The following is a 20884-nucleotide window of genomic DNA, read 5'->3' as shown; positions in this document are numbered from 1 at the left end:
AAATCCTCGGTGTTTTTTTACTTAAACCATCCTTTTTTATAAAACCAAGCCATCATTCCACCGCCAATTAACACCATGATTAGTAGACAAATAAAATAACTATATTGTCCGCCTAGCTCCGGCATATGTGAGAAGTTCATTCCATATACTCCCGCAATAAATGTTAATGGCATAAAAATAGTAGAGAAAACCGTTAATGTTTTCATAATATTATTCATATGGTGCGAGTTTAATGAAAAATAGCTATCCCGAATATCTGCCGTTAACTCTCGGCTCGCTTCAATCATTTCAGTCAGCTTCAGCAAATGATCATGTATATCTTTAAAATAAATCTCATGATCACTTATACCGTAAAAACGGGTCGAATTTAAAATTCGATACAATAAATCACGCATCGGAATGATTGTACGCCTTAGCTTAGATAAATCAGCCCTTATATCAAATACTTCTTCTAATACACTTCCCGCAGTCTCACCTGTTAAATTATCATCAATTGCATTTAAATGATCTTCAATGTAATACACAGGCGCAAAATAATCATCTACAATTTGGTCAGTAATCGTATGTGCTACATGTAAAGGGCCCTTCTTAATCCGTTTCTTTTCCCCAAGCGTTTTCCATACTCTTTCAATCGCATTGTTATGAGAAAAATGGAAAGAAACAATATAGCGATCACTAACAAATAAATCGATTTCATGTGGTTCTAGCCCATCCTCTCCAAATGCGTGAAGAACTAAAAAGTTATATCCATCATAGAAATCAACTTTTGGCCTCTGTACATATTCAAGACAGTCTTCAATTGCAAGGGGATGGAACTTAAAATGATCTTGCAAAATATAAGTATACTCTTCTTTCGTTGGCTTATATAAATCTAGCCAATACCATACAATATGGTCTTTCGTTGTTTCTTCTAGCGAAACATCATATAATACTTCATCTGTTTTTGTTACTGCACAAATTCTAATCATAATTTCACCCATTATTATTATAAACAAAAAATAGTAAAAAAAGCCAAGGAGAAATCTCCTCAGCTTTTTTATTACTTCGTTACGATACCATGTACTAAAGTTGGTGCATCTACGTGTTCTTTAGAGATCTTCATGTTCTCATAAATTTTCGCTTTTACATCTTCAACATTTTCGCGGTTTGCGTAAATTGTAACTAGTGAGTCACCTTTCTTCACGCTATCCCCTACTTTTTTGCGAAGCATTAGACCAACTGCTAAATCAATTTCAGACTCTTTCGTTGCACGTCCTGCTCCTAAAAGCATTGCTGCTGTTCCGATTTCGTCTGCAACGATTTCTGATACATATCCGTCTTCTTTCGCTTCTACCTCAATTTTAAATTGTGCTTGTGGCAATTTAGAAGGATCATCAACAACAGATGCATCGCCGCCTTGCGCTGATAAGAACGTTTTAAACGATTCTAATGCTTTTCCGTTGTTCATTACTTCAATTAGCTTTTCACGAGCATCTTCTAAAGATGAAGCTTGTCCAGCAAGGTATACCATTTGACTTCCAAGTGTTAAACATAACTCTTCTAAATCTTTCGGTCCTTTACCTTGTAATGTATCAATTGCCTCTTGTACTTCTAATGCGTTACCAATAGCTTCACCTAGTGGTTGACTCATATCAGAAATAACTGCCATTGTATTACGACCAACGTTATTACCAATGCGCACCATTGCTTCTGCTAAACGTTTTGCATCTTCATCTGTTTTCATAAATGCACCTGCTCCAGTTTTTACATCAAGAACAATTGCATCTGCACCAGCAGCAATTTTTTTACTCATAATCGAGCTTGCAATAAGCGGAATTGAGTTTACTGTTGCCGTTACATCACGAAGTGCATATAACTTTTTATCGGCAGGTGTTAAGTTTCCACTTTGACCAATAACAGCGATCTTGTTTTCATTTACAAGACGCATGAATTCATCATTTTCAATTTCCACATGGAATCCTGGAACTGCTTCTAATTTATCAATTGTACCACCAGTATGTCCTAAACCGCGTCCAGACATTTTTGCAACTGGTACACCTAAAGCGGCTACTAATGGACCTAATACAAGTGTTGTTGTATCACCAACACCACCTGTTGAGTGCTTATCTACTTTTACACCTTCAATAGCTGATAAGTCGATTGTATCACCGCTATTTACCATTGCCATCGTTAAATCAGCACGTTCTTGATCGTTCATATCTTGGAAGAAAATTGCCATTGCAAGTGAACTTACTTGATAATCAGGAATATCACCATTCGTATATCCTTCAACAATAAAGTTAATTTCTTCTGTCGTTAATGCATGTCCGTCACGTTTTTTTGCAATTAGGTCCACCATTCTCATTGTGAGGTCACCCCTTCATTTGTTTTACGATTGCTTTTACTAATGCTAGGAAGTTAGCTTTAACACGTTCTGTCGTTTCGATTACTTCATCGTGGTGAAGTGGCTGATCTAAAATACCAGCTGCCATATTTGAAATACAAGAAATACCAAGTACTTTCATACCTGCATGACGCGCTACAATTACTTCAGGTACTGTTGACATACCAACTGCATCTCCGCCAAGTGTACGAAGCATACGAATTTCAGCAGGTGTTTCATATACAGGACCTGTCATTCCAACGTATACACCTTCTTGCACTTTAATATTTAAGTCTGCTGCAACTTGTTTCGCCATTTCGCGAAGTTCTGTCGTATATGATGTAGACATATCAGGGAAACGTACGCCCATTTCAGAATCATTTGGTCCGATTAATGGATTTGTACCCATGAAGTTGATGTGATCTGAAATTAACATAAGGTCACCTGGCTCAAATGATGTATTTACACCACCAGCTGCATTCGTTACAACAACTGTTTCTACACCTAGTTCTTTCATAACACGAACTGGGAATGTTACTTTTTGCATGTCGTATCCTTCATAGAAGTGGAAACGTCCTTGCATTGCTACTACAGTAACACCTTGAAGTGTACCGAATACTAGTTGACCTGCATGACCTTCTACAGTTGATACTGGGAATTCAGGGATTTCACTGTAAGGTACTGTTACTGCGTTCTCGATTTCATCTGCTAATACACCTAGTCCTGATCCAAGGATTAGTCCTACTTGTGGTGTCTCTTGAAATTTCTCTTTTAAGTATGAAGCTGATTTTGTAATAAGTTCACGATTCATTTGTTTATCCCCCTATTTCTTTAGCTCGTTTAAGAAGCTTGTTCCGTATTCTGGCATTTTCACACCGAAGTTTTCTGCTACAGTTGCACCAATATCAGCAAATGTTTGACGAAGTGATAATTCTTGTCCGCCATCTTTCATACTTGGGCTATATGCTAATAACGGTACATATTCGCGTGTATGATCCGTACCGTGGTGAACTGGGTCATTACCGTGGTCTGCTGTAATTAATAATAAATCATCTTCTTTTAGTTTTTCGAATACTTCTGGAAGACGTGCATCATATTCTTGCAGAGCTTCTCCGTATCCTTGTGGATCACGACGGTGACCGAATAATGCATCAAAGTCAACTAAGTTTAAGAAGCTAAGACCTGTAAAGTCCATATTTAATGTATCTACAAGCTTATCCATTCCGTCCATGTTAGACTTCGTACGAAGTGATTCAGTTACACCTTCACCATCATAGATGTCAGAGATTTTACCGATAGCAATTACATCATAATCACTATCTTTTAATTCATTCATTACTGTGCGACCGAATGGTTTTAACGCATAGTCGTGACGATTTGGTGTACGTGTGAATTTACCTGGTTCTCCAACGAACGGACGAGCGATAACACGTCCTACCATGTATTTCTCATCTAACGTTAATTCACGTGCAATTTTACAAATTTTATATAATTCATCAAGTGGCACTACTTCTTCGTGTGCTGCGATTTGTAATACACTATCAGCAGAAGTGTAAACGATTAAAGAACCTGTTTCCATTTGTTCTTGACCAAGTTCATCAAGAATCTCAGTTCCAGAAGCTGGTTTATTACCGATAATTTTACGGCCTGTTTTTTCTTCTAATTCATCAAGTAATTCTTTTGGAAATCCTTCAGGGAACACTTGGAATGGTGTATCAATGTAAAGCCCCATGATCTCCCAGTGTCCTGTCATTGTATCTTTACCAGTAGATTTCTCTTGCATTTTTGTATAATATCCAAGTGGTTTTTCTACTTTAGAGATACCTTTCATTTCACGAATGTTACCAAGACCTAATTTCACCATGTTAGGCATTTGTAACCCATTCATATGTTCAGCAATGTGACCGATTGTGTCAGATCCTAAATCACCAAATTGTTCAGCATCTGGCGCTTCACCGATTCCAACAGAATCCATTACGACTAGGAATATACGTTTATATTTATTCATAACTGCGACCTCCTATAAGTTCAGTTCTACTTCTTGTAGTATGTTCAAAACGCTATAAAGTGAAACTGTTCTCCATAAGAATTATCTTTCGTTCTCATTGTCAAACAGTACTTCTTTAAATCATTCTCTAACCTATTTTATTTTACTTGAAACGACGTAAAAACATTTCTAGTTTTTTCTAAGTCAGATGTCAGACATCTGATATTGATATCATAACATGTTTACGCTTTCTTTTTAATACATTTTCGTAGAATTTCTCATTTTCTTCACACTTCTATTGTAATCCATTCTACAAAGAAGTGCTAACTATTTTGTGACTTATTTCTTTATATAAAATAAAAAGCAGCTCTAACGAGCTGCTTTTTATTTGACTTCTACTGTTTCTTCTTTATGTTCATGCAGTTCGCCTTTTCTCACATGCACTTTCACTTTGTAAGTACCGTTCTCTTTAAAAGTATGTTTACTTTCATACTCTCCCTTATTCCCTTCTTTCGCAGGAATAAATTCGTGTTTTTCAACACCATCTTTCCAAATCTCAAGTTGGACTTCAGCACCCGTTAATGCCTCTTCTTTTTGCTTTAAATGAACTTTCATTGTTGCTTCATTATTTACTTTTATATCACCAGTCATAAGATGGATCATTGTGTCACTTTTGTGATCGCCGTGCCCTGCATCGTGATCGTTACTTTCTTTTTTCGCATCTTCTACTTTCGCATTTCCTACAGCAACTTTTACTTCTGGCATAACATGCATCTCACGTGCATTTGTGTGAGCGATAATATGGTATACTCCATCCGTCTCAAACGTTTTCTCTACTGCATAAACACCTTTCCCTTTATGCTTACCATCTAACATCTCATGCTTCTCGTCGCCAGCTTTCCAAATTTCAAACTTTACATCATCAGCATCCGTTACTTTTTCTTTTCCTTGTGTAACAAGTGCTTGTACTTCTGTTTTCTCACCTGGTTTAATTTCTTTCGGATTTGTTTGAACTGCTACTTTTACAGCTTCCAGTTTCTGTTCTTTTTTCGGTTCTTCTTTGTTTGTATTACAGCCAGCCAACGCTAGCATCGCGATAAATAAAGTCATAATAAGTTTTTTCATCATCATTTCCTCCTTCATACCTTATTTAGTATAGAGGAAAAACATTGTAATATTCCAGTCTTCCGCTGAAAACAATGTACGAAATATTTGTGAAGTTTCTGTGAAACGACCTTCCCTTCTGAATCTATGAAAAAAGAGCATAGTAACTATGCTCTCGGATGAAACTGTTTATATACATCTTTTAATCTAGTTTTTGAAACGTGCGTATAAATTTGCGTCGTTGAAATATCTGCATGTCCAAGCATTTCTTGTACGGCACGCAAGTCTGCCCCATTTTCTAATAAATGCGTAGCAAAAGAGTGACGCAACGTATGCGGTGTCAGCTCTTTTTCAATATTTGCTTCTTTCGCTAATCGTTTTAAAATTTTCCAAAAACCTTGTCTTGATAATCGATTACCATGATGGTTTAAAAAGAGTGCATCTACTACTTTTTTCCCCATCAATTCTCGTCTTCCTTTTTCAATATACTTTTGAATTGCTTCCGTCGCTAAACTTCCTAATGGAATAATTCTTTCTTTATTCCCTTTCCCTATGCAACGAACAAACCCCATCGTTAAATGTACATCTTCTAAATTTAGTGCAATTAATTCTGAAACGCGAAGTCCTGTCGCATACAGTAACTCTAGCATCGCCTTATCACGAACTCCAAAAGCACTCGTCATTTTTGGTGTCTGAAGTAACGCCTCTACTTCATCAACTGATAATACTTTTGGTAATTTCCGCTCCCCTTGCGGCGTTTCAATATGTACGGATGGGTCGTGTTCTACCGCTCGTTCACGAAGTAAAAATTGGTGAAACGAACGAATCGATGCAATATGACGTGCTAATGTTTTCGAAGATTTTCCGTTTTCTTTTAAATGTTGCAGAAAGTTAACAATATGCAAGCGTGTCACTTCATGAAAAGTTTTGGTCTGTTCTACATTTTGCAAATACTTTACATAACTTTTCAAATCACGTTCATAAGATACTACTGTATTTTTCGCTAATCCCTTCTCGACAACCATATAATGAATAAAATCTTTTAATTGATCTTCCAATCTACACTACTCCCCATTTTCATAGAAAAACATCATTCTATTTACGAAAGCATCCTTTGCCGGTTCTTCATTCCCTGATACTTTTTCTACAGTCTCTTCTTTTGGTTTTTCATAACGATGATAGCTTTCATATTCTTCATTTATCCATAGTATAGCGAAATAAAACAAAATCGTACAACTTGTAAATAATAAAAATACTTTTATTCCATCAAAAGTTAATTTTAAAGCTCGGCGCATTGTAAATTCCTCCAAAATATAAGTTATTACAACATATGCCAAGCTTTCACCAATTTATACCTTATTCAAATAAAAAACCTCTTCCTAGATAAATAGGAAAAGGTTATTTTTCATCCGTTTCAATTTCTTGACAATTTTTACAAATTCCATGGAATGTTAAACGATGATCTTTCACCTTAAAGCTCCAGTCTCGTTCTACTTTCCTTTCCACTTCACCAAGTAAATCTTCTTGTATTTCTTGTACAGCACCACATTGTGTACAAATCAAATGATGGTGGAAACGCTGCGCACCTTCTTGGCGTAAGTCATAGCGTGAAACACCGTCTCCGAAGTTAATCTTATCGACAACTTTCAACTCAGATAATAGCTCTAAAGTTCGATAGACAGTTGCTAATCCGATCTCTGGCGACTTTTCTTTTACAAGGAGGTAAACATCTTCTGCGCTTAAATGATCTTCTTCATTTTCTAGCAGCACACGAACTGTTGCTTCACGTTGCGGTGTTAATTTATAGCTCGCTGCATGTAATTGCTTCTTAATTCGTTCAATTCTTTCTTCCATTCGGTACTACTCCCTCCTCGCCACTCTTACACCATTATATCAGAAGAAGAGCTTCTGTCAAAAGAAAAACAATAAAAACAAATTGATAATTATTCTCAAAAAGTATTTATTTTTTATTAATAGCCTCAACGACTTCTTTCATTAAAACTGGCGATGCATAAGCTTCCACACTAGAAGCAAGAGCTAACACCGCTCCAATCACAAGAAAGAAGCATGTATAACGAATTAATAATGGTAGTAGAGGCTCGGTTATTTTCCGGATAAATTGATGTCTAATCATGCGTAAGGAAAAGCTGGCGGCAATTGTTGTCATAACGAGAAATACTGGAATTATGATGAGATTTTGTGGCAATACAGATACGAATGCAAGTAATAATCCATTCCAACCATGCTGACTGACTAAAAAACCTACTGTAAATCCAACAACTACTCCTTTTACAAATAATAAAATAAAAATAAGTGGTAATCCAATAATTGAAATCCCTAAAATCCAAATAAAGCCGATGTATTTTAACTGCGAAAAGTAACTTTCTCGAAACATTTCGCCCGCGATAGCAAATTCTCCTTTAGAAACTTGTCCAAAAAAACGCTGTAAATAAAATGATAAATCTTGCTTTTGATTTATTTGTAAACTATTTACAAGAATAGCTCCAAATATTACTCCCATCAATAATAAAACAGCGTTAAATATATATAATGAAGAGTTTTCCTGTATGTGAGACATTACACGGTCTTGCCAAGTTTTTCGCCACATTTTTCTTCCCTCCGTTCACACTATTACTAAAAATGTATGAAAGAAAGAAAAAAAGTATGACGAATTAACATTGAAATTCCGCTCTACTTTGCTAAACTAAAAAGTAGAGAATAGGAGGGATTTCTCTTGAAACCATTATTATTAGATTTTCCAACATTATTTCAAACTGAACGCTTACAAGTTCGCAAACCGTTTCCAGGTGATGGTACCGAAGTGTATGAAGCAATCCAAGCTTCCCTAGAAGACTTAGTGCCGTGGATACCAATTAACGCTGAAACAGAAGAAAGTGCTGAAGAAATCGTTCGTAACGCTCACGGACAGTTTTTACTTCGTGAAACACTTGATTTTCACTTATACGATAAAGTATCTGGTACGTTCATCGGAGCTATAACGCTCAAGCCTGAAAACTGGGATATTCCAAAGTTTTCACTTCACTTCTGGCTACATAGCGCTTATACAAAACAAGGCTATATGACCGAAGCTGTTAAAGGTGCCATTCAATTTGCCTTTGATAAACTAAGTGCTAGAAGAATTGAAATTCGTATTGATGCAACAAATACAAATGCATGTAACCTAGCAGAACGTTTAGAATTTATTCTAGAAGGTACAATGGAAAATGATTTCATAGCACCAGATGGTAGCTTACGTGATGCACGCGTATATGCAAAAATTAATTAAAAAACACTCGCCTTTGGCGAGTGTTTATTTTTGTAGTTGTAAATATTGTACTGCAAACATCGTCTTCGCATCATGAATACGAAGATCTTTCATAAGAGTAGTTGCTTCTTCTAATGATACTTCCATCAATTCCACAAACTCATCTTCATCTAACGCAGCTTTATTTTCTTTTTTCGTCAAACCTGTCGCTTTATATACATATAAAATTTCATCTGCAAATCCTGGAGATGTATAGAAAGAAGTAATAAGCTCCATATTTTCACATACATAACCTGTTTCCTCTTCTAATTCACGAACTGCTGTCACCTCAGGTTTTTCACCAGGTTCTAACTTGCCGGCCGGAATTTCTATAATCGCCTTTTCAAGCGCTTTACGATACTGCTCAACAAGTACAATTTTCCCCTCATCAGTAATAGCAATAATAGCAACTGCACCAGGGTGATTTACAATTTCACGTTTACTCATTGCTCCATTTGGTAATACTACATCATCAACACGAACTTTTATAACTCTACCATCAAAAATCGGCTCAGTTTTTACTGTTCTCTCTGCAAGATTACTCATACTACTTCATCTCCCTGTTCTATTTCCTATTCTTTCCTCATACATTTTACCACATTGAAAGGAGCGTGATAGAAATGAAAGTTTATATTTTACCAAATCGCGTCACTTTAGTCGGAAAAGCATGGCAAATTCGCCATAAGCTAAAACAATATGGCAAAGAGTATACAACTGTACAAGAGTGGATTACAGCAAATAAAGTGAAACGTTAGTCAGAAGAGGTCATCCTCATCGGATTATTAACCCACGCCACTCGGACTTTTACGGCAGTTAATGCGGGATCAAAAGGAAACGTTTGTCAACCTCTTTTCCCTCTCGTACAATAAAGATAAGGAGGTTGACCTATGAAAAAACGTCAATTAGGAAACTCAGATTTGTTTGTTACAGAAATGGGCCTTGGCTGTATGTCTCTCGGTACATCTGAAACAGAGGCTATGCGTATTATCGATGAAGCAATCGATTTGGGAATCAATTTTTTTGATACAGCGGATTTATATGATTATGGATTAAATGAAGAATTTGTTGGAAAAGCCTTAAAAGGAAAACGAGACAAACTTGTTCTTACAACGAAGGTTGGAAATCGATGGACAGAAGAAAAAAATGGCTGGTCTTGGGATCCTTCCAAAGCTTATATAAAGACTGAAGTAAAAGAAAGTTTACGTAGACTTCAAACAGATTATATTGATCTTTATCAACTACATGGCGGGACGATTGAAGATCCTATAGATGAAACCATTGAAGCTTTTGAAGAATTGAAAAAAGAAGGTATCATTCGCCATTACGGGATTTCTTCTATACGTCCAAATGTCATCCGCCAGTATGCAAAACGCTCAAATATCGTTAGCGTACTAATGGAATATAGCCTTTTAAATCGTCGTCCAGAAGAATGGTTCTCACTTCTTACTGAACATCAAATTAGCGTCATTGCTCGCGGACCACTTGCAAAAGGAATTTTAACTGACAACAATGCCAGAAAGATAGAAAGAGTAAAAGAAAAGGATTATCTTTCTTATTCCTACGATGAATTAAATACAACACTAGCGAGTGTAAAAGAAACGATTGGAGAAAGCTCTTTAACAGGAACAGCTATTCAATATTGCTTACATAATGAAACTGTTGCAGCTGTTATACCTGGTGCAAGTTCTATTCAGCAATTACAGGAGAATATACAGGCTAGTAAACAAACACAATTAACAAAAGAAGAATATATACAGCTTCAGCAAATTGCCAAATGTGATATCTATGCTTTACATCGTTAAAAAGACGCTACCATGCTGGTAGCGTCTTTTTTATAGCGTATCATATTTATCTGGATTCGTTCCTACATGTAAATTACGATTTAACGTATTAATTTGATTCATCTCTTCTTCAGTTAGTGAGAAATCAAAAATAGTAAAATTCTCCTGAATGCGAGATGGTGTAACAGATTTAGGAATTGTAACAATTCCACTTTGAATATCCCATCGTAATATAACTTGCGCAGGTGTTTTTTCGTATTTATTAGCAATAGCTTGAATGATTGGATGCTGGAATACTTCGCCGCCCCTCATTAATGGACTCCATGCTTCCATTTGAATTTGCTCACCTTGACAGAAAGTACGCAATTCAAATTGCGATAACATCGGATGAAGCTCCACTTGGTTTACCATTGGCTTAACTTTACAATTTGGTAATAACAATTCTAAATGATGTTGATGAAAATTAGAAACACCAATTGCGCGCACTTTACCTTCTTCATATAATTTTTCTAAAGCTCGGTACGTATCAACGTACTTTCCTCTAATTGGCCAATGGATTAAATATAAATCTACATATTCCATTTGTAATCTCTTTAAACTTTTTTCAAACGCCTCAAGTGTCTCCTCGTATCCTTGATCGTCGTTCCAAACTTTTGTCGTAATAAATATGTCTTCTCTCGGGATTCCTGATTCACGAACCGCCTCTCCGACACCGCTTTCATTTTCGTATACAGTTGCTGTATCAATTGAACGGTATCCAACCTCTAACGCTGTTTTTACTGCCTGCTTTACTTCGTCGCCTTCTTTCGCTTTATAAACGCCTAGGCCAATCATCGGCATTTTCACGCCATTATGAAGTGTAATTGTTGGAATATGCACAGTCGTCTCCCTTTCATTGTTACATTTTTATAAACCACAACTTTATTTCAACAATATTTATCCCAAAAGTCAAAACATACGTACAGTTTACATAATAATTTTATACACTAAAAACGTGAACTCAATTATTCACATTTCCTTCTCTCCATTCTTTCGCTTTTTCATCCACATTACGGACAAACTCATTTTTCCCTTCCGTATATCGCGTGCCATCATATGTATATTTTTCGGCTAATTCTTTCTTTAAAGTTGCATACGCCTCTGCTTCTTCACAATGAGCCATCATATAGTCACGAAATGCTAAATGCCTTACTATCTCCGGATTTCCTTTTTCAAACACGTGCAAGTGATACGAGCGCTTTTCCTCCGTTCCATGAATAAAAAAGCGGCGTCCTGAAATACCATTTTCCCCTTTGACGATGTAACCAAGTTCTATAAATCGTTCATTCCACCTATCTACTCTGTCAATACTTTCTACTTCCATGATCATATCAATAATAGGTTTAGCTGCCAGTCCTGGCACCGATGTACTGCCAATATGATGGATTTTCACCGTTTCTGGCATCGCTGACTTTAATCTTTCAGCTTCGATTTGAAACTTTTCACCCCAATGATTTTCATACGGAACGACTACAATTTTTCTCATTCTAACTCCCCTTTTCTTACAAACTCGTCAAAAAATGATCAGTGCTATTTCACTGATCATTTTTGTTATTATTTAAAGTCTTTCCAAGTAAGATTGCTTTCACTTAACAGTTCTTCAAATGATTTATTTTTTTCACGTTCTTTTTGTTCTTGACGCTTTCTTTCTAGTTCTGCTGCCTCTTTTTTCTCTTCTCTCACTTGCAACTCTTTTTTCTTATTTTTTAATTGTTGCATAAGTGAATCATTTAATTGATCCCCTAATGTTAGCGATTCATTCTTTTGTTGATTCACTTGAGATTGTCTTTGTACTTGTCTTTGTTTCTTTTTCTTCATGCTGCTCACCTTTTACTTTTTTCTCCATTATAGTAGATACTCAGTAGAATCGACAATAAAAAAGGTTCCCTACTTTATTATTCTTTTTTTGTAAATGTGTTAATTTTTCGAAAAAACTAAATTTTATTATAGATATAATCCTATGAATCTATTAAAATTATGTCGTATGATGTCAGATAATAAAAAAGGAGAAATGAACTATGTGGAAAAAAATTATTCCTGCCGTTGCTGTTTTAAGCACCATTACTTTTTCAAGTGTATTTGCCGCTCCCCCATCTCAGACTCCAGCTGAAAAAAACCGCTACATAGACGTACAAATGCTTGGTATTAATGATTTCCATGGACAACTAGATACTGTAAAAAAAATTAATAACAAAGAAGCTGGTGGCGCTGATTACTTAGCTACTTATTTAAAAGAACGTAAAAAACAAAACCCTAATACACTTCTCGTGCATGCTGGTGATATTGTCGGAGCTAGTCCACCAGTTTCAGCATTATTACAAGATGAGCCGACGATTGAATTTTTAAATGACTTGAAATTTGATGTCGGTACAATCGGAAACCATGAATTTGATGAAGGCATCGATGAAATGAAACGCCTTATTTACGGTGGCTATCACGAAAAAACAGGGAATTTCAAAGGTGCTAACTTCCCTTATGTCGCTGCTAACTTCTATAACAAATCAACTGGTCGCTTATTTTTACCACCATTTACTGTAAAAATGATAGATGGTGTCCCTGTAGGATTCATTGGCGTTGTTACAACTGATACACCAAATGTTGTTATGCCTACTATGCTTAAAAATGTACAGATTACTGACGAAGTGGAAGCTATTAATAAATCAACGCAACAATTAAAGCGTCTCGGCGTTAAATCCATTGTCGTCCTTGCCCATGTTGGCGGAACGACCGAGGAGTCAGGCGTAACAAATGGAGATCTTACTCGAATTGCCAATGAAACAGATCCAGAAGTTGATGTTATTTTCGGTGGACATAGTCACACGTATGTAAACGGTACAGTTAATAATAAACTAATTGTCCAAGCGAACTCTTACGGAATGGCTTTCTCTGACGTAGATGTAACGATTGATCGTAAAACAAAAGATATTGTAAAGAAAAAAGCTGAAGTTATTACAACATATCATGAAGGTGTAGAACCTGATAAACAAGTACAACAAAAGTTAAATCAATATAAAGAAAAAATTGCACCACTTGTAAATGAAGTAGTCGGAAAGTCTACAGCACCTATCGATCGTAAACAAAACGATGCTGGTGAGTCCACTCTTGGAAATGTAATTGCCGATGCACAGCGCCAAACGATGCAAGCTCAAATCGCACTTATGAATCCTGGTGGCATTCGTAATGATTTAGACGCTGGTGATATTACATGGGGCGAATTATACGGCATTCAGCCTTTTGGAAATCAATTGATTAAAGTAGATTTAACAGGTCAAGATATTCGTGATATTTTAAATCAACAATGGCAAAAAGGAACAACAAGAATGCTTCAAATTTCAGGTATTCAATATACTTGGGATGCAAATAAACCAAACGGTGAAAAGGTTACAAATATACGCTTAACAAATGGCGAAGAATTATCTCCATCTAAAACATATAGCGTAGTTGCGAACGCTTTCTTAGCTTCTGGTGGTGACGGATTCGTATCATTTAAAAATGGGAAGAATTCAGAAACTGGTCCAAACGACTTTGAAGCGCTAGTCGATTATGTAAAACAATTAAAAGAACCGATTCAACCAATTATTGATGGAAGAATTCAAAAAATAAATTAAGTACGCTAGGAACAAACAGCCTTTATTTTACTTGTAATATATGTGAACCCCAAAAAGGATACTCGTTCTTAACATGAACATAGTATCCTTTTCTTTAGTTATCAAAATGTGATGTTTTGTTAACATCATATTGTTGTAAAAATTGTTGTAACGCCTCTTCGACAAGTTTAGATTTTTGAATTCCTTTCGATTCTGATATAACATCTAATTTCGCTAATATTTCTATATTAATAGAAAAGGTACGTTTCTTTTTTTCTGTACTTATATTCATAATGGGCGCAATTACTTCTTCTCTCTTTCTTAATAACTCATAAATACTTTGTAATTGCTCATAAATTAATAGTTGATAATCTGTTTTCGCATATTGAAGGGCGGTCGCTTCTTGGAGTTGTAAGTGACGCGGTTCTTCTCCATCTCCTACAAAAATACGCTTCTTCCGTTCTCCATCATATTCGTATCCAATCAATCTTAATTTCTTCGATAATGTATACGGGCTTATTTCAAGACGTTTTGCTATAATAGCGATGGATTCACGTCTATTTAAACAATCTATAATTTCTCCAATCGTCACAATTTCCCTCCTCCCGTGTTGAAATGACACTAGTATGGTATGTTACAATGATTTTCTAACAGTATATGCAAAACAAATAGCCTGTGCGATTCGTATCATTTCAGAAAAGGAGGTTTCCACATGCTTTTTCGTAGCAATACCCCACAGTTTTATGATGAAAATAAACAACTCATTCCAAATAGTATCGCTACGCTAGAAAGCGTTATAATTAATAACCGAAAACTAACTCTCCTTATGCGCGGGCAAAACGTAGAGCAACCCCTTTTATTATGCTGTCACGGCGGACCTGGCATGGCACAAATTGGATTTATCCGTCATTTTCAAAAAGAATTGGAGAAACACTTCATCGTTATTAATTGGGATCAGCGCGGGGCAGGTAAATCCTTTTCAATGAAAGATTTCGGAGCCAATTTTACAATCGAACAATTCATTGCCGATGCAAAAGAAGTAATTCAATATGTACTTAAAAAGTTCAATAAACAGAAACTATTTCTCGCTGGTCATTCTTGGGGAAGCATTATTGGGCTTAACATAGCACATCAATATCCACAGTATATCGAGGCTTACATCGGTATTGGGCAGATTGTACATATGAAACAAAACGAAGAATTGCTATACCAGCATTTGATTCATTCTGCGAAAAAACATGACCATAAAAAAGCATTAGCGTCTCTTTTAAAATTAGGTAAACCACCATTTTTGGATACGAGACGTCTTATTATTCAAAGAAAGTGGCTTGGCACATTCGGAGGAGCAATCCAAAACGGATCTTCCTTTTCTTTCATACGGAAAGGCTTCTTTTCTCCTGAATATACGCTATTAGATTGGTTCAAGTTTCTCGCAGGAAATTTAAAATCTGGCGTTTTATGGGAAGAAATGTTGACAATCGATTTCTTTTCTTCTATTTCAAGTTTATCTATTCCGGTTTATTTTTGTTCTGGTCGCTATGATTACCAAACTCCTTATGCACTCGTTCAGGAATATTGTGATGTTATAGAAGCACCCATAAAAAAGATGATTTGGTTCCCAAATTCAGCACATTCTCCCGATTTAGAAGAACCAGAATTATTCGCTCATTCTTTACAATCAATTAAACAAGAGCTGGCTTTTCAGCATTAATAACAAAAGGCTCTTTTACATTTCATAGAAAACACTTTATAATAATATGTCGCAACTATGTATAAATATAGCAAGGTGCTTCATATTTACTTGCCTTAGCACAATAAAAATTTAGGGAGATTACATTTATTATGAATGCTGTACTCGTCGCAGTAGCAGTTATGCTATTGCTTAGTTTGTTACGTGTCCAGGTCATTGTCGCCATCATTGTTGGAGCTTTAACAGGCGGAATTATCGGCGGACTCGGTATTTCAGAAACTATTAACACTTTTACAACTGGTCTTGGAAACAGTGCTCCAATCGCTTTAAGTTATGCAATGCTTGGCGGTTTCGCTATTTCCCTTTCTAAAACAGGGCTTCCTGATGCTATGATTCAAACTGCATTAAAATGGATTGGCAATGAGCAAGACACGAAAAAACAAGTTTATTCTAAAATACTTATTTTATTCATCATTTTAACGATGGCTTGTTTCTCACAAAACGTTATTCCTGTTCATATCGCGTTCATCCCCATCTTAATTCCAGCACTTTTAAAAGTATTAAATGAGCTGAAAGTGGATCGCAGACTAGTTACATGTATTATTACATTCGGGTTGATTACTCCTTATATGTGGATTCCAGCAGGTTTCGGAAAAATTTATCATGACGTATTGCAAACAAATGCTGCGCAAAGCGGTCTTACATTTGATGTTGCGCTTATTCCAAAAGCAATGACTATTCCAGCAATCGGTATGATTATTGGATTATGTATAGCAGTATTCATTACGTATCGAAAACCTCGTACGTATGAAACAGAACAAATTCACACTACCGAAAATGAAATCGTTCCCTATACAAAACGTAGTATTACTTTCGGATTATTATCTATCATAGCCACATTAACTGTTCAATTAGCGACCGAATCAATGATTTTCGGTGCTTTAGCGGGGATTATCGTCTTATCAGTAAGTGGCAGTCTACCACTTAAAGAAGCAGATGCGATATTAACAAGCGGAATGCGCATGATGTCCTTTATTGGTTTTGTTATGATTGCTGCCGCTGGATTTGGAGCTGTTCTTCGAAAAACAGGACATGTTGAATCTCTTGTGCAAACGAGTGCACAAATAATTGGAAATAACAAGCCACTTGCTGCATTTCTGATGCTTGTTATTGGACTTCTCGTTACGATGGGAATTGGTTCGTCCTTTTCAACTATCCCTATCTTAACAACAATTTTTGTACCGCTTTGCATCCAACTTGGATTTAGTCCAATGGCCACGATTGCAATTATCGGTACAGCAGGAGCGCTAGGTGATGCAGGTTCTCCAGCATCAGATAGTACACTTGGACCAACATCCGGTTTAAATGCTGATGGTCAACATCATCATATATGGGATACATGTGTACCAACTTTTCTGCATTATAATATACCGTTACTTATATTCGGCTTTATTGCCGCCATTACATTATAAAAGGTGCGTTTTTTACAACGCACCTTTTACTTTTATTTTTCCAATTAATTTTTGAAAAGCTATTTTCCCATTTTCTTCGACATCACTTTCAATTATCGATAGTGATGGGCCTATCCATCCGCACTCTATATACCCGTTAGGTCCAACAATTTGTAATTTATCTGGTATATGGATATTTAAAAATTTCGCTGCTCGGATTAACTCAATAGCAATCTTATCATTTGAGATTACAATTCCATCTATATACGGGTGATTTTGTAATAATGTAATGAACTGCTTATTCGTATATCCTTGCACACTTTCTTCTCGATAAGAGATTCCTTCCTCCCAAACAGCGTCTAAAAATCCTGACACATGGTCTTCTTTTTCTTCACTTTCATCCCCCTCACCGATATAAGCAAGAAAGTGACACCCTTTCTCTTTCAGTACAGAAACAGCTCTCTGTCCACCTTCATAATAATCTGTAAGAGATTGTTTTTCATCAATCACTACAAACGGAAGTGAGATTTCCCCTAGATTTTTAAAAACTGCTTTCGTCAAAATAACACCTGCAACGTTATTTTGCTTTAACATATGTATATATTTATCTTTATTCTCTATATTACAAACAATTATTTGATATCCTTCTTTATATGCTAGTTCTTCAATACAATGTAGCAAAGTGATGTTTGATGGATTACATAAATTATCTACAAGTAATGCAATTATCGTTGAATCTTGTTTAAATAATGGTTTCGCCGCACTATTTGGTCTATAGTGTAATTCCTCAATTGCTTCCTTTACTTGTTTTACTGTGTCTTCATGAACGTATCCTTTTTCATTAATAACTCTTGAAACAGTTGCGACTGAAACACCTGCCAATTTTGCAACATCACGTATAGTTGCCACATCGTCACCCCTTAATATGGTAATAGATTACAATTTCACGGTAACTTAAATTACAACTTTCGTCAAGGATAATAACTTACATTTCTGAAAATTGTTACATCATTTCATTATACGATATTCTAACTGAATTTCATGTAAGATTGGAATTTGATCATACCCAATACGCGGAATTTCTTTTTTTATTTTTCGTGCCTCTTCCACTGCGTTCACATATAAATGTGTCATCATGAAATTACGCTTTTGGTAAAAACGTAATGCGTTCATATTATCATTCGTTGTAATGAGCCAAACCTGCTTGCACTCTTGTTCTTCTGCAACTTGTAATACACAATCCACAAGTTTCGTCCCTATTCCTTTTCTTTCTTCAAAGCTATCTAACGATACAATTTCGCACATATTTCCGGTCACTTCATATGTTATAATTCCGATTATTCTGTCATCTAAGAGCGCAACAAATCCTGGCAACTCTTCTAACTGATGCCCCTTACCACGTGAAACCATCAATGAACTTCCCCAGTTCTCACACATGAACATTCGGATTGTTTCTTTCATCGCTGGCGTAATTTTTTGTATATGCAGCATTTCCTATTTCTCCCCTTTTCTATCATTGTGATACAATATAAGTGTATCACATGTAACGGTATTTGGAGGATGAGGTAAAGTATGAAACGTTTTTTTGCAGCATTGTTTACTATACTAGGTGCGATAACTGCCCTTGGGATTTTCTTTACAAATAAAGTGATGTACTTAAAGAAAAAAACAGAGGAAGAAGTACTCGAAAGAGAAACGAAAAAACATTTTCGTATAGAGGATTTTGATGCTCTTCATAAAGAAGAAATTCATATTCCTTCGCAATTCGGATATGATCTTCACGGATATTACATTCCTTCTGGTCATTCCAATAAGTTTATGATTTTTTGTCACGGCGTAACTGTAAATAAAATGAACTCTGTAAAATATGCAAAGTTATTTTTAAACAGAGGATATAATGTCGTTATTTATGATCATCGTCGTCATGGTAGAACTGGCGGAAAAACAACAAGCTATGGATACTATGAAAAACATGATTTAAAATCTGTAGTTGATTGGCTAAAAAGGCGTTTCGGCACAAATATAACCCTTGGTATTCATGGTGAATCGATGGGAGCTGCAACACTTCTTCAATACGCAGGACTTGTAGAAGATGGTGCTGATTTTTATATTGCAGATTGTCCTTTCTCTGATTTTTACGGACAATTACAGCACCGTTTAAAAGTTGAATTCCATTTACCAAAATGGCCTTTATTACCTTTAGCAAACGCATTTTTAAAAGTTCGTGACGGTTATACAATTCGTGAAGTTTCACCAATCGACTGTATAAAAAACATTAACAATCCCGTTCTCTTTATTCACAGTAAAGATGACGATTATATTTTAGCTGATATGACAAAAGCGTTATATGAAGCGAAAGAAAATAATAAACAACTGTATATTGCAGAACACGGTGCACACGCTTGCTCTTATAACGAAAATAAAGAAGAGTACGAGGCAGCCCTCGATCAATTTTTAAACACATACGTAAAAGAAACAAAAAACAGGCTTGCATAAGCCTGTTTTTTATTGCGCTAAAACGTCTGTAACTTGTTCCATATTTTCAGAAATCCATTGCATTGCATCATCTAACGTTGGAAATTCTGTCGTTTGAAATGTTACTTCATCTTGAAGTAACCAAACATCTTTTGCCTCTTGCCCTACACCTGCAATGGACCAATGTAACAAACTATATGGATGATTATCATTCAAAAATGATGCCCACGTGCGCTCATTTGCAATGTTTCGTAATGTATGTAATTGTTTATCCATCTCTCGTCACCTTACTCTAGTCAGTTATGAAAACTATTATAACACTCTCTTCTTTCTCAAACAAAGTGCTCTTTTTATATTGTCAAGTACTTCCCTTAATTATATGATGAAATTAAGCGTTTGGGAAGGAGGGATAACGTTGGCAAAAGTACAAATTAAAGTAAATGATAATGGCTCTTTTCGCGTTACAGGGGACGTGGAATTAGTCGATTCACAAGGGAATGTATTCCCAGCAAAACCGGCATTTTCTTTATGCCGTTGTGGTTTATCAAAAAACATGCCTTATTGCGATGCTTCGCATAAAGGTAAATTCGAGTCTGTTGTTAGAGCACCAGAGGCAGAATAATTTCACATGTGGCATGCACATTTTTTTGTGCATGTTTTTTCTTTTCATTAACTCTCGTCCCCCCTTTTCCTTACAACATTTCTCATACTTTTGACCTCATTCCAACTCACATGTATTTTCACACAATTCTTCACATTCGAATATTTTTTACTAGCCTTTTATTTTTTTTGTGCTATAATTTGAGCAAACAACATCCTTCGGGGTCGGGTGAAATTCCCAACCGGCGGTGATGAAGCGAAAGCTTCTAAGTCCGTGACCCGTTTTCAACTCGAAAACGGTGGATCTAGTGAAACTCTAGGGCCGACAGTATAGTCTGGATGGGAGAAGGATATGTTTTCTAGTAATTTTATATAGCGAATACACTTTTATTTCAGTATGCATATATATAAAGTTTCGTTTTGAATCTTTATATATGTTTTATTTTGTATACTTATGTTTCTATACTGAAATAAAAAGATACGACTAGCGTTTGAAAAATTCGA

At 35.9% G+C, this 20884-nt stretch carries 25 protein-coding genes and 1 riboswitch; of the genes, 8 read left to right on the top strand and 17 right to left on the bottom strand.

The annotated features are described in order from the left end of the window. Nucleotides 1-17: 17 nt before the first annotated feature. The 9 genes from corA to spoIIM form a co-directional block, all read right to left on the bottom strand. The gene (gene corA / locus DN410_RS16635; RefSeq protein WP_149177311.1) at nt 18-980 is read right to left on the bottom strand and encodes a magnesium/cobalt transporter CorA; all 963 of its coding nucleotides are present in this window, start codon (nt 978-980) and stop codon (nt 18-20) included. Between the two features lie 59 nt (nt 981-1039). Further along, complete coding sequence (locus DN410_RS16630) at nt 1040-2344, bottom strand: pyrimidine-nucleoside phosphorylase (protein WP_071713099.1); 1305 nt, start codon at nt 2342-2344, stop codon at nt 1040-1042. 7 nt (nt 2345-2351) lie between these two features. Further along, on the bottom strand, nt 2352-3173 hold the full coding sequence (locus tag DN410_RS16625) for a purine-nucleoside phosphorylase (RefSeq protein WP_001078444.1): 822 nt from the start codon (nt 3171-3173) through the stop codon (nt 2352-2354). A gap of 12 nt (nt 3174-3185) precedes the next feature. Beyond that, nucleotides 3186-4370: a phosphopentomutase gene (gene deoB / locus DN410_RS16620; RefSeq protein ID WP_149177310.1), complete on the bottom strand. Its 1185-nt coding sequence runs from the start codon at nt 4368-4370 to the stop codon at nt 3186-3188. A gap of 363 nt (nt 4371-4733) precedes the next feature. Beyond that, complete coding sequence (locus DN410_RS16615) at nt 4734-5477, bottom strand: FixH family protein (RefSeq protein ID WP_149177309.1); 744 nt, start codon at nt 5475-5477, stop codon at nt 4734-4736. Between the two features lie 143 nt (nt 5478-5620). Then, nucleotides 5621-6511: a site-specific tyrosine recombinase XerD gene (gene xerD, locus DN410_RS16610; RefSeq protein WP_000390086.1), complete on the bottom strand. Its 891-nt coding sequence runs from the start codon at nt 6509-6511 to the stop codon at nt 5621-5623. Between the two features lie 6 nt (nt 6512-6517). Next, entirely contained in the window at nt 6518-6748 is a 231-nt protein-coding gene (locus DN410_RS16605; RefSeq protein ID WP_001250432.1) for a YqzK family protein, read from the bottom strand. A gap of 103 nt (nt 6749-6851) precedes the next feature. Beyond that, entirely contained in the window at nt 6852-7307 is a 456-nt protein-coding gene (fur, locus tag DN410_RS16600; RefSeq protein ID WP_000392656.1) for a ferric iron uptake transcriptional regulator, read from the bottom strand. Between the two features lie 106 nt (nt 7308-7413). Further along, on the bottom strand, nt 7414-8061 hold the full coding sequence (gene spoIIM, locus DN410_RS16595) for a stage II sporulation protein M (protein ID WP_000269099.1): 648 nt from the start codon (nt 8059-8061) through the stop codon (nt 7414-7416). A gap of 126 nt (nt 8062-8187) precedes the next feature. Between spoIIM and DN410_RS16590 the strand changes: the two genes are divergently transcribed. After that, nucleotides 8188-8739, top strand: a complete 552-nt coding sequence (locus tag DN410_RS16590; RefSeq protein ID WP_149177308.1) for a GNAT family N-acetyltransferase — start codon at nt 8188-8190, stop codon at nt 8737-8739. 24 nt (nt 8740-8763) lie between these two features. Here the strand turns inward: DN410_RS16590 and DN410_RS16585 are convergent, their stop codons facing one another. Beyond that, entirely contained in the window at nt 8764-9303 is a 540-nt protein-coding gene (locus DN410_RS16585) for an NUDIX hydrolase (protein ID WP_000067038.1), read from the bottom strand. Between the two features lie 74 nt (nt 9304-9377). Between DN410_RS16585 and mciZ the strand changes: the two genes are divergently transcribed. Further along, nucleotides 9378-9512, top strand: coding sequence for a Z-ring formation inhibitor MciZ (gene mciZ / locus DN410_RS16580; protein ID WP_149177307.1), 135 nt, complete (start codon nt 9378-9380; stop codon nt 9510-9512). A gap of 132 nt (nt 9513-9644) precedes the next feature. Further along, nucleotides 9645-10559 carry an aldo/keto reductase gene (locus tag DN410_RS16575; protein ID WP_149177306.1) on the top strand — a complete coding sequence of 305 codons (915 nt, stop codon included), beginning with the start codon at nt 9645-9647 and terminating at the stop codon, nt 10557-10559. Between the two features lie 30 nt (nt 10560-10589). Here DN410_RS16575 and DN410_RS16570 read toward each other — a convergent pair whose 3' ends face one another. The 3 genes from DN410_RS16570 to DN410_RS16560 form a co-directional block, all read right to left on the bottom strand. Next, entirely contained in the window at nt 10590-11417 is an 828-nt protein-coding gene (locus DN410_RS16570) for an aldo/keto reductase (RefSeq protein WP_149177305.1), read from the bottom strand. 121 nt (nt 11418-11538) lie between these two features. Next, nucleotides 11539-12063: a GrpB family protein gene (locus DN410_RS16565; protein WP_149177304.1), complete on the bottom strand. Its 525-nt coding sequence runs from the start codon at nt 12061-12063 to the stop codon at nt 11539-11541. Nucleotides 12064-12131: 68 nt separating this feature from the next. Then, on the bottom strand, nt 12132-12395 hold the full coding sequence (locus DN410_RS16560) for a YqkE family protein (RefSeq protein ID WP_149177303.1): 264 nt from the start codon (nt 12393-12395) through the stop codon (nt 12132-12134). Between the two features lie 200 nt (nt 12396-12595). Between DN410_RS16560 and DN410_RS16555 the strand changes: the two genes are divergently transcribed. Further along, the gene (locus DN410_RS16555; RefSeq protein WP_149177302.1) at nt 12596-14185 is read left to right on the top strand and encodes a bifunctional metallophosphatase/5'-nucleotidase; all 1590 of its coding nucleotides are present in this window, start codon (nt 12596-12598) and stop codon (nt 14183-14185) included. 94 nt (nt 14186-14279) lie between these two features. Here the strand turns inward: DN410_RS16555 and DN410_RS16550 are convergent, their stop codons facing one another. Continuing rightward, on the bottom strand, nt 14280-14756 hold the full coding sequence (locus DN410_RS16550) for a ribbon-helix-helix domain-containing protein (protein ID WP_149177301.1): 477 nt from the start codon (nt 14754-14756) through the stop codon (nt 14280-14282). A gap of 120 nt (nt 14757-14876) precedes the next feature. Between DN410_RS16550 and DN410_RS16545 the strand changes: the two genes are divergently transcribed. Beyond that, complete coding sequence (locus tag DN410_RS16545) at nt 14877-15875, top strand: alpha/beta fold hydrolase (protein ID WP_149177300.1); 999 nt, start codon at nt 14877-14879, stop codon at nt 15873-15875. Between the two features lie 131 nt (nt 15876-16006). Then, entirely contained in the window at nt 16007-17326 is a 1320-nt protein-coding gene (locus DN410_RS16540) for a Na+/H+ antiporter family protein (RefSeq protein WP_149177299.1), read from the top strand. Between the two features lie 12 nt (nt 17327-17338). On the opposite strand, the gene DN410_RS16535 is transcribed toward DN410_RS16540, so the two are convergent. Then, complete coding sequence (locus tag DN410_RS16535; RefSeq protein WP_149177298.1) at nt 17339-18214, bottom strand: LacI family DNA-binding transcriptional regulator; 876 nt, start codon at nt 18212-18214, stop codon at nt 17339-17341. Nucleotides 18215-18313: 99 nt separating this feature from the next. Then, complete coding sequence (locus DN410_RS16530) at nt 18314-18796, bottom strand: GNAT family N-acetyltransferase (RefSeq protein WP_149177297.1); 483 nt, start codon at nt 18794-18796, stop codon at nt 18314-18316. 81 nt (nt 18797-18877) lie between these two features. On the opposite strand from DN410_RS16530, the gene DN410_RS16525 reads away from it, so the two are divergent. Then, entirely contained in the window at nt 18878-19801 is a 924-nt protein-coding gene (locus tag DN410_RS16525) for an alpha/beta hydrolase (protein WP_149177296.1), read from the top strand. A gap of 9 nt (nt 19802-19810) precedes the next feature. Here DN410_RS16525 and DN410_RS16520 read toward each other — a convergent pair whose 3' ends face one another. Continuing rightward, nucleotides 19811-20056 carry a DUF2552 family protein gene (locus DN410_RS16520; RefSeq protein ID WP_000360793.1) on the bottom strand — a complete coding sequence of 82 codons (246 nt, stop codon included), beginning with the start codon at nt 20054-20056 and terminating at the stop codon, nt 19811-19813. A 139-nt stretch (nt 20057-20195) separates the two neighbouring features. Between DN410_RS16520 and DN410_RS16515 the strand changes: the two genes are divergently transcribed. After that, complete coding sequence (locus DN410_RS16515) at nt 20196-20402, top strand: CDGSH iron-sulfur domain-containing protein (protein WP_001151582.1); 207 nt, start codon at nt 20196-20198, stop codon at nt 20400-20402. Between the two features lie 189 nt (nt 20403-20591). Next, nucleotides 20592-20735: riboswitch (FMN riboswitch) on the top strand. The last annotated feature ends 149 nt before the right edge of the window (nt 20736-20884 follow it).

The sequence above is a fragment of the Bacillus sp. SH5-2 genome, assembly GCF_008368905.1.
GTDB classification, from domain to species: Bacteria; Bacillota; Bacilli; order Bacillales; family Bacillaceae_G; genus Bacillus_A; species Bacillus_A luti.
The sequence above is the reverse complement of the archived record's forward strand: the minus strand, read 5'-3'. Positions and strand labels throughout refer to the sequence as shown.

Coding starts and splice junctions, on each gene's coding strand:
- DN410_RS16555 (WP_149177302.1), top strand. CDS start 12,596: ATGTGGAAAAAAATTATTCCTGCCGTTGCTGTTTTAAGCACCATTACT.
- DN410_RS16565 (WP_149177304.1), bottom strand. CDS start 12,063: ATGAGAAAAATTGTAGTCGTTCCGTATGAAAATCATTGGGGTGAAAAG.
- DN410_RS16520 (WP_000360793.1), bottom strand. CDS start 20,056: ATGGATAAACAATTACATACATTACGAAACATTGCAAATGAGCGCACG.
- fur (WP_000392656.1), bottom strand. CDS start 7,307: ATGGAAGAAAGAATTGAACGAATTAAGAAGCAATTACATGCAGCGAGC.
- DN410_RS16585 (WP_000067038.1), bottom strand. CDS start 9,303: ATGAGTAATCTTGCAGAGAGAACAGTAAAAACTGAGCCGATTTTTGAT.
- DN410_RS16630 (WP_071713099.1), bottom strand. CDS start 2,344: ATGAGAATGGTGGACCTAATTGCAAAAAAACGTGACGGACATGCATTA.
- DN410_RS16605 (WP_001250432.1), bottom strand. CDS start 6,748: ATGCGCCGAGCTTTAAAATTAACTTTTGATGGAATAAAAGTATTTTTA.
- spoIIM (WP_000269099.1), bottom strand. CDS start 8,061: ATGTGGCGAAAAACTTGGCAAGACCGTGTAATGTCTCACATACAGGAA.
- DN410_RS16575 (WP_149177306.1), top strand. CDS start 9,645: ATGAAAAAACGTCAATTAGGAAACTCAGATTTGTTTGTTACAGAAATG.
- DN410_RS16625 (WP_001078444.1), bottom strand. CDS start 3,173: ATGAATCGTGAACTTATTACAAAATCAGCTTCATACTTAAAAGAGAAA.
- mciZ (WP_149177307.1), top strand. CDS start 9,378: ATGAAAGTTTATATTTTACCAAATCGCGTCACTTTAGTCGGAAAAGCA.
- DN410_RS16615 (WP_149177309.1), bottom strand. CDS start 5,477: ATGATGAAAAAACTTATTATGACTTTATTTATCGCGATGCTAGCGTTG.
- DN410_RS16530 (WP_149177297.1), bottom strand. CDS start 18,796: ATGCTGCATATACAAAAAATTACGCCAGCGATGAAAGAAACAATCCGA.
- deoB (WP_149177310.1), bottom strand. CDS start 4,370: ATGAATAAATATAAACGTATATTCCTAGTCGTAATGGATTCTGTTGGA.
- corA (WP_149177311.1), bottom strand. CDS start 980: ATGGGTGAAATTATGATTAGAATTTGTGCAGTAACAAAAACAGATGAA.
- DN410_RS16540 (WP_149177299.1), top strand. CDS start 16,007: ATGAATGCTGTACTCGTCGCAGTAGCAGTTATGCTATTGCTTAGTTTG.
- DN410_RS16545 (WP_149177300.1), top strand. CDS start 14,877: ATGCTTTTTCGTAGCAATACCCCACAGTTTTATGATGAAAATAAACAA.
- DN410_RS16560 (WP_149177303.1), bottom strand. CDS start 12,395: ATGAAGAAAAAGAAACAAAGACAAGTACAAAGACAATCTCAAGTGAAT.
- DN410_RS16525 (WP_149177296.1), top strand. CDS start 18,878: ATGAAACGTTTTTTTGCAGCATTGTTTACTATACTAGGTGCGATAACT.